The 13551-nt window shown below is 61.2% G+C and carries 12 protein-coding genes; 5 read left to right on the top strand and 7 right to left on the bottom strand.

Going from position 1 to position 13551, the window contains the following annotated elements; translation table 11 throughout:
• The first annotated feature begins 13 nt into the window (after positions 1-13).
• The gene (locus NTD87_RS26990) at positions 14-439 is read left to right on the top strand and encodes a phosphomannomutase (RefSeq protein ID WP_262117219.1); all 426 of its coding nucleotides are present in this window, start codon (positions 14-16) and stop codon (positions 437-439) included.
• 30 nt (positions 440-469) lie between these two features.
• Positions 470-976: a transcription/translation regulatory transformer protein RfaH gene (gene rfaH, locus NTD87_RS26985; protein WP_262117218.1), complete on the top strand. Its 507-nt coding sequence runs from the start codon at positions 470-472 to the stop codon at positions 974-976.
• Between the two features lie 88 nt (positions 977-1064).
• Here rfaH and NTD87_RS26980 read toward each other — a convergent pair whose 3' ends face one another.
• Positions 1065-1829: a DUF899 domain-containing protein gene (locus NTD87_RS26980; RefSeq protein WP_262117217.1), complete on the bottom strand. Its 765-nt coding sequence runs from the start codon at positions 1827-1829 to the stop codon at positions 1065-1067.
• Positions 1830-1945: 116 nt separating this feature from the next.
• Here NTD87_RS26980 and NTD87_RS26975 point away from each other — a divergent pair, with 116 nt between their 5' ends.
• Both NTD87_RS26975 and NTD87_RS26970 read left to right on the top strand, forming a co-directional pair.
• Entirely contained in the window at positions 1946-3166 is a 1221-nt protein-coding gene (locus NTD87_RS26975; RefSeq protein WP_262117216.1) for a helix-turn-helix domain-containing protein, read from the top strand.
• A gap of 35 nt (positions 3167-3201) precedes the next feature.
• Complete coding sequence (locus NTD87_RS26970; RefSeq protein ID WP_262117215.1) at positions 3202-3831, top strand: PQQ-binding-like beta-propeller repeat protein; 630 nt, start codon at positions 3202-3204, stop codon at positions 3829-3831.
• A gap of 10 nt (positions 3832-3841) precedes the next feature.
• On the opposite strand, the gene NTD87_RS26965 is transcribed toward NTD87_RS26970, so the two are convergent.
• Positions 3842-5653 carry an ABC transporter ATP-binding protein gene (locus tag NTD87_RS26965; protein WP_262117214.1) on the bottom strand — a complete coding sequence of 604 codons (1812 nt, stop codon included), beginning with the start codon at positions 5651-5653 and terminating at the stop codon, positions 3842-3844.
• Positions 5654-5929: 276 nt separating this feature from the next.
• On the opposite strand from NTD87_RS26965, the gene NTD87_RS26960 reads away from it, so the two are divergent.
• The gene (locus NTD87_RS26960; RefSeq protein WP_262117213.1) at positions 5930-6343 is read left to right on the top strand and encodes a VOC family protein; all 414 of its coding nucleotides are present in this window, start codon (positions 5930-5932) and stop codon (positions 6341-6343) included.
• 151 nt (positions 6344-6494) lie between these two features.
• Here NTD87_RS26960 and NTD87_RS26955 read toward each other — a convergent pair whose 3' ends face one another.
• The 5 genes from NTD87_RS26955 to NTD87_RS26935 form a co-directional block, all read right to left on the bottom strand.
• Positions 6495-8102, bottom strand: coding sequence for a GMC family oxidoreductase (locus NTD87_RS26955; RefSeq protein ID WP_262117212.1), 1608 nt, complete (start codon positions 8100-8102; stop codon positions 6495-6497).
• Positions 8103-8265: 163 nt separating this feature from the next.
• Entirely contained in the window at positions 8266-9483 is a 1218-nt protein-coding gene (locus NTD87_RS26950; RefSeq protein ID WP_262117211.1) for a mandelate racemase/muconate lactonizing enzyme family protein, read from the bottom strand.
• A gap of 13 nt (positions 9484-9496) precedes the next feature.
• Entirely contained in the window at positions 9497-10819 is a 1323-nt protein-coding gene (locus tag NTD87_RS26945; RefSeq protein WP_262117210.1) for an MFS transporter, read from the bottom strand.
• 84 nt (positions 10820-10903) lie between these two features.
• Entirely contained in the window at positions 10904-12328 is a 1425-nt protein-coding gene (aldA, locus tag NTD87_RS26940) for an aldehyde dehydrogenase (RefSeq protein ID WP_262117209.1), read from the bottom strand.
• Positions 12329-12561: 233 nt separating this feature from the next.
• Positions 12562-13494: a LysR substrate-binding domain-containing protein gene (locus NTD87_RS26935; protein WP_262117208.1), complete on the bottom strand. Its 933-nt coding sequence runs from the start codon at positions 13492-13494 to the stop codon at positions 12562-12564.
• Positions 13495-13551: the final 57 nt, after the last annotated feature.

Here is a 13551-nt window from a genome sequence, read left to right as displayed (position 1 = left end):
GGATGAAGCCTCTATGAATACGTTGAGCGGTTTCACGGCAGATGACAGCCGCCATCCGTATGGCGCTGAACTTAAAGGCAACCTCGCGTACCTCATCGTTCGCGCCTATGCGTCGGAATTGATTTTCCCACGCACGCAAAAACCACCGGTGCTGCTGGTGGAGCGTATCGGCGCCTTCCCTTCTTCCGGGGAGATCCGCCGTCAAGTCAAGAATGGCGCCGCGCTGCTGGCGAGCATCAAGAGCCGCTACGCCGCCGATGCCCTGGACATCAACGAGAGCAACGGGCTGAACCTGGTCTTTGCCGACTGGCGCTTCAGCGTGCGCCTCTCGGGCGATGGCAACGTGACTTACTTGAATGTGGAAAGTCGCGGCGACATCGCGTTGATGCAGCGCAAAACCGCCGAACTGCTGGAGCAGATCGGCGCAGGGACAGACTGAATATCGGCACACAAAAGAGAAGTACGTCGAATGAACGCGAGTGCAGAACACGCCGCCAAAGCCTGGTATCTGGTCCAGTGCAAGCCCAGACAAGATGAACGCGCCGAAGAACATCTGCAGCGCCAGGGCTATGCCTGTTTTCGCTCCAGGTACACGCGCGAACGTATTTTACGGGGGCAGCGACGGCAGATCAGCGAGTCGCTGTTTCCGGGCTACCTGTTTATTCAACTGAGCCTTCAGGACAGTTGGGCCCCGCTGCGCTCGACCCGTGGCGTTTCGCGAGTCGTCGGATTCGGCGGTCAGCCACTGCCGATCCGCAATGCGTTGATTGACGAGCTTCAAGAACGCAACAGCCAGGCCCTCGTGACAACGCTGTTGAAACAGGGTGAAACCGTACGCATCACTGAAGGCCCGTTCGCCGATCTCGAAACGGTGTTCCTCGCCATGGATGGCGAGGAACGGGTGCTGCTGCTGATGAATTTCCTGCAACGCGAACAGCGAATCAGCTTGCCTCTGTCAGTGGTGAACGCGCTTTAACTGTACTCCCGCGAAGGCGAACCCATCACTGGCGAGCCGGACGGGCTCGCCAGAATTCTCCCCGGGCCAACGACACCCACGACCTGGCTCAGCGCTTGTCATACTCGTCGTGACGACGCCACCAGGGGCCTGTCTCGTTGCGCCCCTTGGGCGCACGGTCGAGCCACTGGTACATGCCCCAGAGGCCGTCCAGACCGCGCGCGTAAGTCGAATAGGTGTGGTAGATGACGCCGTCCTCGAGCACAAACGCGCTCATGCCTGGCCTGTCCCGCGAATACGTGGGTGCGTCGGTTCCGCATGTCGCCGCGAACTGGACGACGGGCGCCGGGGCCGGTGTCGCGTCCATCGCATGGCCAGCGCGCCGATAGTTGTATTCGACGCTCCCTTCACGCTGTTGCTCCTCGGTGAACGAGACGCTGAAATCGAAGTTGAAGTCGCTGTCGAGCGAGGACGCCCAGGGAAACGTCCACCCCATCCTGCGCTTGTACGCTTGCAGCTTCGCCAGCGGCGCCCGCGACACCGCCGACAACGTGACGTCGTGGTTCGCCAGGTGGACCGCGAAGCCCTCGAACCCGTCCGCAATCGCCGAGCAGGACGGGCACCCCGCCATGTAGTCAGGCCCGAACATGAAGTGGTAGACGAGGAGCTGCGAACGTCCTCTGAAGAGGTCTGCCAGTGAGGCGCTCCCTTCATCAGTCTCGAATCGGAACGCCTTGTCGACCCGGACCCACGGCAGCGCCTGACGTTGCCGTGCCAGCTCGTCGCTACGCCGCGTGAGCACCTTTTCCGCTTCGAGCAGCTCGAGTCGTGCTGCCAGCCATTGTTCACGTGTGCCGATCATGTGTTGGTTCATCATCGTCTCCCTTCGTCGTTCGCTCGGTGCTCGATACGACAGGCTGTTTGGTGGTCGTGAGATAGACTAAACACCGGGCATCGGACAGTGGGAGTGACAAATGTGGCGGGATTCAGATGGACTCGCTGATCACGGCCGCGGCGCGTGCGCTCGCGGCGGGTGATCCCCTTGGCGCACTGAACCGGGTCGCCTTGCGCGACGATGCGCCTGCACTCGCGCTTCGAGGCATCGCGATGGCGCAACTCGGCGAACTTGTTCGAGCGAAGGCTCTATTGCGAAGTGCCGCACGCGCCTTCGGCCCGAAAGAGGCCCTGGCCCGTGCGCGGTGTGTCGTCGCCGAGGCCGAGGTCGCGCTCGCCTCGCGCGATCTCGGCTGGCCTGCGAAGGCGCTCGACACCGCGCGGGCGACGCTTGAGGCGCACGGCGACCGGGTGAACGCCACGCATGCGCGGTATCTCAAGATCCGGCGCTTGCTCCTGATCGGGCACCTCGACGAGGCCGAGCATACGCTTGCCAAGCTCGACCCCACGCCTTTGCCGCCTGCCTCGAGGGCCGTCCACGAGCTGGTGGTTGCGGGGATCGCGATACGCCGCCTCCAGACGAAGACCGCACGCGATGCGCTCGCTCGGGCCGAGCATGCCGCACTCCAGGCCGGTATCCCTGCGCTGACCGCCGAGGTCGAAAGCGCATTCCTCGTCCTCAACACACCTGCGGCGCGCCTGATTGAACGCGGTGAGGAGCGGCTCCTGCTGCTCGATGAGGTTGAAGCGTTATTGGCCTCAAAGGCGCTCGTGGTGGACGCGTGCCGTCATGTTGTGCGTGACGCAGGCACGCTGGTCTCGCTCGCACGGCGCCCAGTGTTGTTCGCGCTCGTACGGGCGCTGGGCGAAGCGTGGCCCGCCGACGTGCCGAGGGAAACGCTGATCGCGCGAGCCTTTCGCTTGAAACTCACGGATGAATCGCATCGCGCGCGGTTGCGTGTCGAAGTCGGGCGGCTACGCGCGGCGCTTCGGACATTGGCCGGCATAACCGCGACGAAGCGCGGGTTTGCGCTGGAGCCGCATTACGCACGGGAAGTCGTCGTGCTGGCGCGCCCCGTCGAAGAGAAACAAGCAGCAGTGCTCGCCTGCCTCGCCGACGGCGAGTCGTGGTCGAGCTCGGCCCTGGCGCTGGCACTTGGCGCCAGCCAGCGCACCGTGCAGCGGGCACTCGACTCCTTGTCGGCAGTTGGCAAGGTGCAGTGGTTTGGTCGCGGGCGAGCGCGTCGCTGGATGACCCCATCGGTGCCGGGTTTCGCGACGTCTTTGTTACTCCCCGCTCCACTGCCGAGTGACTAGGATCACTCCACGACCAAACCAACAGGATGGAAGACATGAAACGCTCAGCAGCCGAAATCATCCGCGAATATGGACCCTTTCCGGGGGTCGACAACGTGCATGGGGTCACCTATGACGGCCAGCACGTCTGGTTTGCTTCCGGAGACAAGCTGAACGCCCTCGACCCGGCGAGCGGGAAAACGCTGCGCTCGATCGATGTCGCCGCGCATGCAGGAACGGCCTTCGACGGCGAGCACCTGTTTCAGATCGCCGAGGATCGCATCCAGAAAATCGACCCGAATACCGGCCGTGTACTCGCCACGATCCCGGCTCCCGGCGGCAGTGACTCAGGGCTCACGTGGGCCGAAGGGACGCTCTGGGTAGGCGAGTATCGGGACCGGAAGATTCATCAAATCGATCCCCAGACAGGGGCGATTCTTCGCACCATCGAATCCAATCGTTTCGTCACCGGCGTCACCTGGGTCGACGGAGAACTCTGGCACGGCACCTGGGAAGGTGACGAAAGCGAATTGAGGCAAGTCGATCCTCAAACGGGAGAGGTCCTGGAGAGCCTCAAGCTGCCTTCCGGCGTCGGGGTATCGGGGCTCGAGTCAGACGGCGCCGATCAGTTCTTCTGCGGAGGCGGAAACAGCGGCAAGTTGAGAGCAGTTCGCCGGCCGGGATAGAGCTCCCGGGCTATCGATAACCCCGTGCCTGCAAGTCAAACAACTGCGCATAACGCCCGCCAGCCGCGACCAGGCTGTCGTGATCGCCCCGCTCCAGGATTGCGCCCTGGTCCAGCACGATAATGTGATCGGCATTGCGCACACTGGAGAACCGGTGAGAGATCAGCAAGGTCATGCGGCCCTGGGTGTGCTGGCTGAAATGCTCAAACACTGCTGCTTCCGCCGCCGGGTCTAGCGCCGAGGTCGGCTCATCCAGAATCAGGATATCGGCGTTGCGACGCATGTAGGCGCGGGACAAGGCAATCTTCTGCCATTGCCCGCCGGACAGTTCCTGCCCACCGGCAAACCATCGTCCCAATTGAGTGGCATACCCTCGATCGAGATGTTCGATAAAGGGGGCGGCCATGCCCTCGGCGGCGGCTGCATGCCAGCGTTTCTCATCGTCAAAGGCCAAGGTGTCGCCCACACCGATGTTCTCGCCCACGGAGAACTGGTAGCGAATGTAATCCTGAAAAATCACGCCGATGCGCCGACGCAGTGCATCTTCTTCCCACGCCTGCAAATCGCTGCCGTCCAGCAAAATGCGCCCCTGATCGGGGCGATACAAACGGGTCAGCAACTTGATGAGCGTGGTCTTGCCCGAACCATTCTCACCCACCAGTGCCACACTGCGACCTGGTACAAGGTGCAGGTTGATACCCTCCAGAGCGGCTCGACTCGCCCCCGGATAGCGGAAACCTACATTCTCGAAACGCACCCCGTCACCGGGTACAGCGCCCATGCTCAGGCTACCGGTATCCACCACCACGGGTTCGGCCAGATACTCGTAGAGGCTGGACAGGTACAGCCCGTCTTCGTAGAGACCGCTGATGGCGCTCAAACTGCTGCTGACGGCAGTTTGCCCCTGCTTGAACAGCACCAGGTACATGGTCATCTGCCCGAGACTGATGTTGCCGTGAACGGTATCGACCACCACCCAGGCATAGGCCAGATAGAACGCCCCCGTACCCAGCAAACCGAGCACAAATCCCCAGCCATCCCGGCGTAGGGTCAGGCGCCGGTCCTCGGTGTAAAGACGAGCGAACGTGTCTCTGTATCGCTGCAACAGCAGCGGTGCAAAGCCAAACAACTTGACCTCTTTGATGTAGCCCTCGTGGGAGAGCAGCGTCTCGATATAACTCTGCTGCCGACTCTCCGGCGCACGACGGGTGAAGAGACGAAACGCATCGCCGGAGAAATGTGCTTCGGCGAAAAACACCGGCAACGCACCGACCACCAGCAGCACCAGCGCCCAAGGCGAAAAATGCACCAGCAACAAGCCGAAGCTGATCAGCACAATCAGGTTCTGGATCAGCCCCAGCGACTTGATCACCAGCGCCAACGGCCGGGTCGAGGCTTCGCGCCGCACCCGGACCAACTTGTCGTAAAACTCGGAGTTCTCGAACTGCACCAGGGACAAGGTCTGAGCCTTCTCCAGAATCAGGGTATTGACCTTCTGCCCCAACTGCACCCGCAACAATGACTGCTGGACCGAAAGTGCACGCTGCGTCCCGGACAACAACGCGAGCACACCGGCTTCAAACAGCACATAACGCACCACGGGCCACAACGGCGCGCTGCCCTGCTGGGCGTGCAACTGCATCGCGGTCACCACTGCATCGACAATGCGCTGCCCCAACCAGGCCGCCAACGCCGGCAGCACACCGGCAATCAGCGTCGCCAGCACCAGCCCCAGAAACAGCCCGCGTGACGTTCCCCACACCAGCAACAAGGCACGTCTCGCCTGGTCGAGCAACGAGGCGAAACGGTCAAGAGCAGGCATAGGGCGAAGGACTCGGCGGAGGATGGGAGATGGACGTGTCGGGGTCGTTGATCATGACCATGCGCCATGGTACTTCAGCTCGACAATGGGGCGCTCCCGCTAACGCGCGTGTCTGCAGCTGAGGCGATAAGCCTCGCCTCATCCATAGAGAAAACATCTAAAAAAACACACCCGCCCACCTCGTTTTAGCGCTTTGCTACTGGGGGTCAACCCCATCGGAACGCGAGGACAAACCCAACGTCCCGCCGATGCACCCACCATTACCGGGAGCAGAACATGAAAATCAATCCCTACCTGATCTTCAACGGCGATTGCCAAGCCGCCTTCACCTACTACGCCCAATGCCTGCCAGGCAAGATCGAACTCATGATGACCTTTGGCGAAAGCCCGGCGAGTGAGCATGTCCCAGCGGACAGTCACAACCTGATCATGCATACCCGCCTGCTGGTCGGCGATCAGGCCATCATGGGCTCGGACACCACACCCGACCGTCCCACTAACGGCATGAGCGGTTGTTCGATCTCGTTGAATGTCGACAGCGTTGCTGAAGCAGAGCGCATCTTTGCTGCACTGGCGGACAAGGGCAGCATCCAAATGCCACTGGAAACCACCTTCTGGGCGGCACGCTTCGGCATGCTGGTGGATCGCTTCGGCGTGTCGTGGATGATCAATTGTGAGAAGGATCAGTGAACCTGGCTTCAACCATTCGATAAGGGGTGAATGTGACGGGGCTATTTTTCAGGTATGAAAAAGCCCAACCTGGAAAGGTTGGGCTAAATCATTGAAAAATCGGCCATGAGCGGCCGATCCAAACGCTTTTCGATAGCGTATGGCAACGAAATCAGACGTCCTGCAGGATCAGATCGGCGCCCTTCTCCGCCACCATCAGTACCGCCGCGTGGGTATTACCGCTGGTGACGTTCGGAAAAATCGACGCATCGACGATGCGCAAACCGTCGAGACCGTGGACCTTCAGCCGCTTGTCCACCACCGATGTCTGCTCGTCCGCGCCCATGGCACACGAGCCGCACAGGTGATAAATCGAACCGCTGTTCTCGCGAAAGTACTGCAGCATCTGTTCATCGCTTTCGACCAGCGGCCCAGGCAACACCTCTGCAACAGTGATGCCCTTGAGCGCTGGCGCCTGCATGATCTTGCGCATCAGCCGACTGCCCTGGATCACCTCGTCGATGTCCTTTTGTGTGCTCAGGTAGTTGGGATCGATTAACGCAGCGTCCCGTGGATTTTTCGAGGCAATCTCGATATGCCCGCGACTGGTGGGCCGGCACGGGTTGAAGCACAGCAAAAAGCCTGAATACGGCTCGGGCTTGAGGCTCGCTTTGTTGTTTTTCGGGATCTGGTACGACAACGGGTTGAAGTACAACTGCAGGTTCGGATTGGCCTGCGCGTCATTCCCCCGGAAGAACCCGCCAGCCTGGTTGACGCTCATGGCCAGTGCGCCCTTGCGCGTCAGCAGGTATTTGAGGCCGAGCTTTAACTGACCGAACAGCGAGCTGAGCTGATCATTGAGCGTCGGGATGTTGGCCTTGTAATAGTAGCTGGCGCACAAGTGGTCCTGGAGGTTCTGCCCCACCGCCGGCAGGTGTTTGACCAGCGGGATCTGATGTTTGGCCAGCAGCGCCTGATCCGCCACACCGGACAATTGCAGAATCTTCGGCGTGTCCACGGCACCGGCGCAGAGGATCACTTCCTTGCGCGCGGCGAACGTGCGAACCACGCCGTGCTGGGTGACGCAAATACCGGTCGCACGCTCGTTATCGAACAACACCCGATCCACCAGGGCGTAATGCTCCACCGTCAGATTCGGCCGGCTCAGGGCCGGGTGCAAGTGCGCGAAGCTGCTGGAACAGCGCTGGCCGTCCTTGGTGTTGACGTCGTAGATGCCCGAGCCTTCGAATTTCGGCCCGTTGAAGTCATCACTGTGGGGGTAACCCAGTTCGTCGCAACCCTTGAGGAACACATCACAGATCGGATGGGTATGGCCCTTCATCGGGGTGATGCTGATCGGGCCGCTGCCGCCGTGGTATTCGCTGTCGCCCAGCGGATGGTTTTCCAGTTTGCGAAAGTACGGCAGCACGTCCTTGAAACCCCAGCCGTCGTTGCCATTGGCGGCCCAGTCGTCGAAGTCATGGGCCTGGCCACGGACATAGACCATCGCGTTGATCGAACCCGAGCCACCCTGCACCTTGCCGCGCGGGGCATAGATTTCCCGGTTGTTCAGCTGCTTTTGCGGCTGGCTGTAGTACATCCAGTTGAAGGTCGGGTTGTAATACATTTTGGCGAAGCCGACCGGGATCTTGAACCACAGGGAACTGTCCTTGCCGCCTGCTTCCAGCAGCAGCACCGTGTGTTTCCCGGAGGCCGAGAGCCGGTTGGCGAGGATGCAGCCTGCGGCGCCTGCGCCAGCGATGATGTAGTCGTATGTCATGCACGGTTACCGCGTAAGTCGTTATCCAAAAAAACCGCCAGGCGCGGCCCCTGTGAGAGCGAGCCTGCTCGCGAAGGCGGCAGCACATTCAGCATCAATGTTGACTGAGCCGGCGCTTTCGCGAGCAGGCTCGCTCCCACTAGGGGAACTGCGCCGCTTCCCGTCAGCCTCTGGCCGGCGATGTGTCTTTGACGTCCGCCGGGGTCGGCGCCATTTGCAGGTGCAAGCGCTCACCGGTGTACGGCGAATGCTTGCGCACCACGTCCATGTTCAGCTCCACCCCAAGGCCCGGCTCAGTGGACGGGATGATGTAGCCGTCCTCCCATTGCAGCGGTTTGGTCAGCACTTCGGCGTGGAAACCGCCCCAGGTCATGATGCTTTCCTGGATCAGGAAGTTCGGCGTGCAGGTCGCCAACTGGAAACTCGCCGCCGCGCCGATCGGCCCGTTGTAGAGGTGCGGCGCGATTTGCGCGTAGTAGGCCTCGGCCATGCTCGCGATCTTCTTGGCCTCCAGCAGACCGCCGCAGCGGGCGACGTTCATCTGCATAATCGACGCACCGCCCGCCTGAAGCAATTTGAAGAATTCGTACTTGGTGGTCAGCCGCTCGCCGGTGGCAATCGGGATGGTGGTCTTGGCCGCGACTTGCGCCATGGCCTCTTCCTGACCCGGCGGTACCGGTTCTTCGAACCACAGCGGGTCGTACTTCTCCAGGCGCTTGGCCAGACGAATCGCCGAGGACGGCACCATCTGCCCGTGAGTGCCGAACAGCAGGTCGCACTTGTCGCCCACCGCTTCGCGGATCTTGCGGCAGAAGGTTTCGCAGCGTTCCAGCACTTGCAGCGAGATCTGGTGCCCGGAGTACGCGGTGTACGGTCCCGCCGGGTCGAACTTCACGGCCGTGAAGCCTTTGTTCATATTCTCGATGGCGCATTCAGCGGCCAGGTCCGGGTCGTCGTAGTCGTACTCGCCCTTGCTGTTCACTGGGTACAGGTAGGTGTAGGAACGCAAGCGTTCGTTGACCTTGCCGCCCAACAATTCATACACCGGTTTGTTCGCCGCTTTGCCGATGATGTCCCAGCAGGCCATCTCCAGGCCGCTGACCACACCCATCATGGTCAGGTCCGGACGCTGGGTGAAACCACTCGAATAGGCCTGACGGAAAAAACGCTCGATGTGGTGCGGATCATGGTTGAGCAGGTAGCGTTCGAACACGTCTTCGATGATCGGCAGCATGGCTTTGGGGCCAAAAGTCGCGGCGTAAATCTCGCCTACACCTTCGATGCCGCAATCGGTCTTGAGCTTGACGAACAGCCAGTACATGCCGCCGATGTGCGGTGGCGGGACGGCAACGATATGGGTTTCTAAGGCGACGATTTTCATCACAGGCACCTGTTTAATTCAAAGAAGTCTGGTTCAAGGTTTTGCGATTGATACGTGCGCGCAAGGTCAGGGCCGCGAGGGTCCCCAGCAGGCCGACGAAAGCGATGTAGCCGAAATACAGCTTGTAACCAAAGGCACCGGGGAAATGCTCGGTGAGGTAGCCGTTGATCAAGGGAATAAAGGCGTCCGGCAGATAACCGACCACCGAGACAATGCCGATGGCCAGGCCGGTGATGCGCAGCGGAATGTCGCAGGTATCAAGGATCGCCCAGTACAGGCCGCGAATCGCATAGGTCATCAGGCCGATGAAAATCACCGTGCCGATCAGCAGGCCCAGGCTGTTGAGCGCCGGGAACACGATCAGGCCGACCATCGCCAACGTCGCGCAGAACAGCGCCACGATCAGCACCGAAATGTTCGAGAACTTGTCGCCGAGCCAGCCACCGCCGATACCGCCAATCGGGCGCATCCACAACTTGATGGTGGTGATGGTGCCGGCCATGACCGCGGTCATGCCGCCGCCCTGCAGGTAATCGGAGAAGCTGTAGGTGGCCCAGAAAATGTGGTAACCGCAGAACACGATAGCGGTGACCAGCCACAGTTCAGGGATTTTCACCAACGTGGTCAGGTCGCTGAGCAGGTTGAACTTGCCCTTCTCCACTGCTGCGGTTTCTTCCATCGACTTCGGGTCCTTGATCAGCACCAGCACACAGCCGATGGCGATACAGGTGAAGGCATACAGGTAGACCACGTGCTTGAAGCCTTCGGCGGCCGACTCGCCACGGGTTTCGGTGGCGAACGCAAACAGTCCCAGGGCGACAGTTGCCAACAAGGCTTCCACCAGGCCGCGACCACCGTCGAGGATGCCGAAAAACCGGCCCTGTTCAGTGTGATGGGCAATCATCTTCACCCGCTTGAGCACCGAGGCCCAGAAGGTCAGGCCGGTGGTCAGGCCCCAGCAACCGAAGATGATCATCAAACCGGTCATCGACGGCGCCGTGGAGTACCAAAGCCCCAGGGCTCCGGTGGCCACCAGCGAAAAGAAAATCAGAAACCGTGGCGCAACCCGGTCCGCCAGCCAGCCGCTCGGCAAGTAGCTGAGCAGGAAAATCGTCCCGAGCATCGAGTACAGATAACCCAGCTCGCTGTGGTTGATCTGGAACACTTCGAGCATGGTGGTCTGGTAGACCTGACGCAGGTACAGAATCGGGTAGATCGCACCGGCGGCCAGCACCAGCAGCGTCAGTTGGAAATAGCGACTTCCTTTGTCACTGTGGCTTTTTAAACCCGCGTTCGAACCCTGAACAGCGGCAACAGTGGTTGCAGGCTTGGACATCTGTGTGACCTCGGGCAGCCCGGTGGTCCGGGTGCCCCAAATAATTGTTTTTATAGGTGTGGCCTGAGGCGTGTTGCCGGTGGATCAGTACTTCATCACCACCAGGCGGGTCTGGGTGAATTCGAGCATGCCGTGCTTGCCGTCATCGCCGCCCAGGCCCGAGCGTTTCCAGCCGGCATGGAAGCCCTGGTACGGGTCGGCCGGGGTGCGATTAACGTACAACTCGCCAGCCTCGATGGCGTTGGCGACTTTCATGGTGGTGCGGTAGTTCTCGGTGTACAGCACCGACGACAGGCCGAACTGGTGATCGTTGGCCATGGCCAGCGCTTCGTCGATGTCGCGGTACTTGAGCACTGGCAGCACCGGGCCGAAGATTTCTTCCTGGATGATTTCCATGTCCTGGCGGCAGCCGCTGAGCAGGGTCGGCGGGTAGAAGTGGCCGTTGCCCTGCGGGATACAACCGCCTGTTTCCAGTACAGCACCGTCGGCGATGGCGCGCTCGACCATGGCGTGGATGTTCTGCTGCGAACTGGCGTTGACCAACGGGCCCATCAGGCTGGCATCGGTGGCGCGGTCGCCGAACTTCACCGCGCTGATCTTGGATTTGAGCAGTGCGAGGAACTGGTCGTAGACGCTTTCCTGCACGTAGACCCGCTCCACAGCCGTACACAACTGACCGCAATGGGTGGTCTTGGAGGCGATGATGTCGCTGGCGGCTTTTTCCAGGTCGGCGTCGGCTTCGATGATCGCCGGGGTTTTGCCGCCCAGCTCCAGCGATGGCTTGGCGATGTTGGCCTTGCAGTAATCGAGCACGATGCGCCCGGCGTTGACGCTGCCGGTCAGGGTGATCAAACCGACAGCCTTGTGGGTGCAGACGCTGGCGGCGGTGGCGTGGTCCATGGTCAGGATGTTCACCACGCCGGCCGGCAAGCCGGACTGCTGCACAGCCTTGGCGATTTCGAAGGCCGAAGTCGGAGTGTTGTTGCTCGGGCGCACCACCACGGTGTTGCCGGCAATCAGCGCCGGGGCGATTTTGCGCAACAGCGTATAGACCGGGTAGTTGAACGGAATCAGGCACGCGACCACGCCAATCGGCTCGCGGTGCAGGAACAGGTTTTCGTTCGGGGTGTCGCTGGGAATGATCTCGCCTTCGATACGACGCGCCCACTCGGCGTGGTAACGGGTGATCTGCGCGGCGTAACGGGCTTCGTTGCTGGCATCGCTGACGCTCTTGCCGGACTCGGCGGCCAGGGCGGCACCGATGTTTTCGGCGCAGGCTTCAAGGGCGTCGGCAAAGGCCCGCAAGTGTTCGGCGCGTTCAATGCTGGTGAGTTTGCCCCAGACCTTCTGGGCGGCGGCTGCGGCGTCTACGGCGGCCGTGGCTTCAGCAGTAGTCGCCGCCGAGACCTGACCGACCAAGGCTTCGGTCGCCGGGTTGTAGACTGCAATCAGCGCGTCGCTGGCAGGCTCAATGAAGTGACCGTTTACAAAGTTTCGCTCGAGTCGCATGTGAATCGCCCATCGTTGTTTTTATCCAGTTCCTGCAGTCTTGGCATCCTGCACGGGTTGAACAAACGATTTATTGAGCGGCGGAACATTCGAAAAAGGCAGGTTCCCCCTCAAACGACACATTTCCCTGTGGGAGCGAGCCTGCTCGCGATGGCGGAGTGTCAGACGCCATCAATGCAACGGACCCACCGCTATCGCGAGCAGGCTCGCTCCCACAGGGGGTTTGCGGTGATTTAGCTGGCTGCGGTGGAGGGCTCCAACTGCCGCTGCGCCAACCAGATCTCCTCCTGCAACCACTGGCTGAACATCTGCAATTGCGGCATCAAGGTCTGCTCCGGCCGGGTCACCAGCCAGTAGGATTGGTGCCCTTCCACGTGCACGTTCAGCACCTGGGTCAACTGCCCGTTGGCCAGTTCCGGGGCGACCATGTGCCAGTCGGCGATGGTGATGCCCAAACCGTCAGTAGCCGCGCGGATCGCCAGGTCCAGCAGGTCGAATTCATAACCGCCCTGGGTGTCGACGCCGGTGATTTTCGCGGCGTCCAGCCAGTGTTTCCAGGTCAGGTAGCGCTGATCTTCCCGGGCCAGCACATGCAGCAACGTCAGGCGATTGAGGTCGATGCCGCCCTCGCTCCACTCCCGCGCATACAAGGACGGCGCACACACCGCGATGTGCCGTTCCTGAATCAGCAGCGAACTGTCCAGCCCATCCCATTCGCCATCGCCGAAACGGATCGCGCAGTCCAGGGTGCTGGTTTCCGCCAGGCTGTCCTGCAGGCGGGTGGTGATGCTCAACTCCAGTTCCGGGTGCTTCTCCCGCAGTCGTCCCAGACGCGGCATCAACCAGCGGCTGGTGAAGGTCGGCGGCGCGTTGATGTGCAGCCGATTGGCGTGGGATTTCTGCTGGATGCTTCGCACCGTCAGCTCGATCTTGTCGAAGGATTGATGCAGCGCCCGCAGCAAAACCCGGCCGGCGCTGGTCAGTTCAAGGTGATGATGCCGACGCTCCAACAGGTTCTCGCCCAGTTGTTCCTCCAACTGACGCACCTGCCGGCTGACCGCACTCTGGGTGACATTGAGCAACTCCGCCGCCCGGGTAAAGCTGCCGGTGCTGCCGGCCACTTCGAAGGCTTTGAGCGCATTGAGCGCGGGCATTTTGCGTTTCATGAAGGTGACTCGCGCAAGGGCTGACGAGTGCCAAGCATCCCACGCCTTATGGGAAAT

This window comes from Pseudomonas sp. 6D_7.1_Bac1 (assembly GCF_025465945.1).
Taxonomy (GTDB): Bacteria; Pseudomonadota; Gammaproteobacteria; order Pseudomonadales; family Pseudomonadaceae; genus Aquipseudomonas.
Note: the sequence above shows the minus strand (reverse complement) of the source record. Positions and strands in the feature narration are given on the sequence as shown.

Bases quoted from the DNA above. Each gene is read 5' to 3' on its own strand.
- NTD87_RS26965 (WP_262117214.1), bottom strand. From the start codon at position 5,653: ATGCCTGCTCTTGACCGTTTCGCCTCGTTGCTCGACCAGGCGAGACGT.
- NTD87_RS26970 (WP_262117215.1), top strand. From the start codon at position 3,202: ATGAAACGCTCAGCAGCCGAAATCATCCGCGAATATGGACCCTTTCCG.
- NTD87_RS26945 (WP_262117210.1), bottom strand. From the start codon at position 10,819: ATGTCCAAGCCTGCAACCACTGTTGCCGCTGTTCAGGGTTCGAACGCG.
- NTD87_RS26935 (WP_262117208.1), bottom strand. From the start codon at position 13,494: ATGAAACGCAAAATGCCCGCGCTCAATGCGCTCAAAGCCTTCGAAGTG.
- NTD87_RS26955 (WP_262117212.1), bottom strand. From the start codon at position 8,102: ATGACATACGACTACATCATCGCTGGCGCAGGCGCCGCAGGCTGCATC.
- NTD87_RS26980 (WP_262117217.1), bottom strand. From the start codon at position 1,829: ATGAACCAACACATGATCGGCACACGTGAACAATGGCTGGCAGCACGA.
- rfaH (WP_262117218.1), top strand. From the start codon at position 470: ATGAACGCGAGTGCAGAACACGCCGCCAAAGCCTGGTATCTGGTCCAG.
- NTD87_RS26990 (WP_262117219.1), top strand. From the start codon at position 14: ATGAATACGTTGAGCGGTTTCACGGCAGATGACAGCCGCCATCCGTAT.
- NTD87_RS26960 (WP_262117213.1), top strand. From the start codon at position 5,930: ATGAAAATCAATCCCTACCTGATCTTCAACGGCGATTGCCAAGCCGCC.
- NTD87_RS26950 (WP_262117211.1), bottom strand. From the start codon at position 9,483: ATGAAAATCGTCGCCTTAGAAACCCATATCGTTGCCGTCCCGCCACCG.
- NTD87_RS26975 (WP_262117216.1), top strand. From the start codon at position 1,946: ATGGACTCGCTGATCACGGCCGCGGCGCGTGCGCTCGCGGCGGGTGAT.
- aldA (WP_262117209.1), bottom strand. From the start codon at position 12,328: ATGCGACTCGAGCGAAACTTTGTAAACGGTCACTTCATTGAGCCTGCC.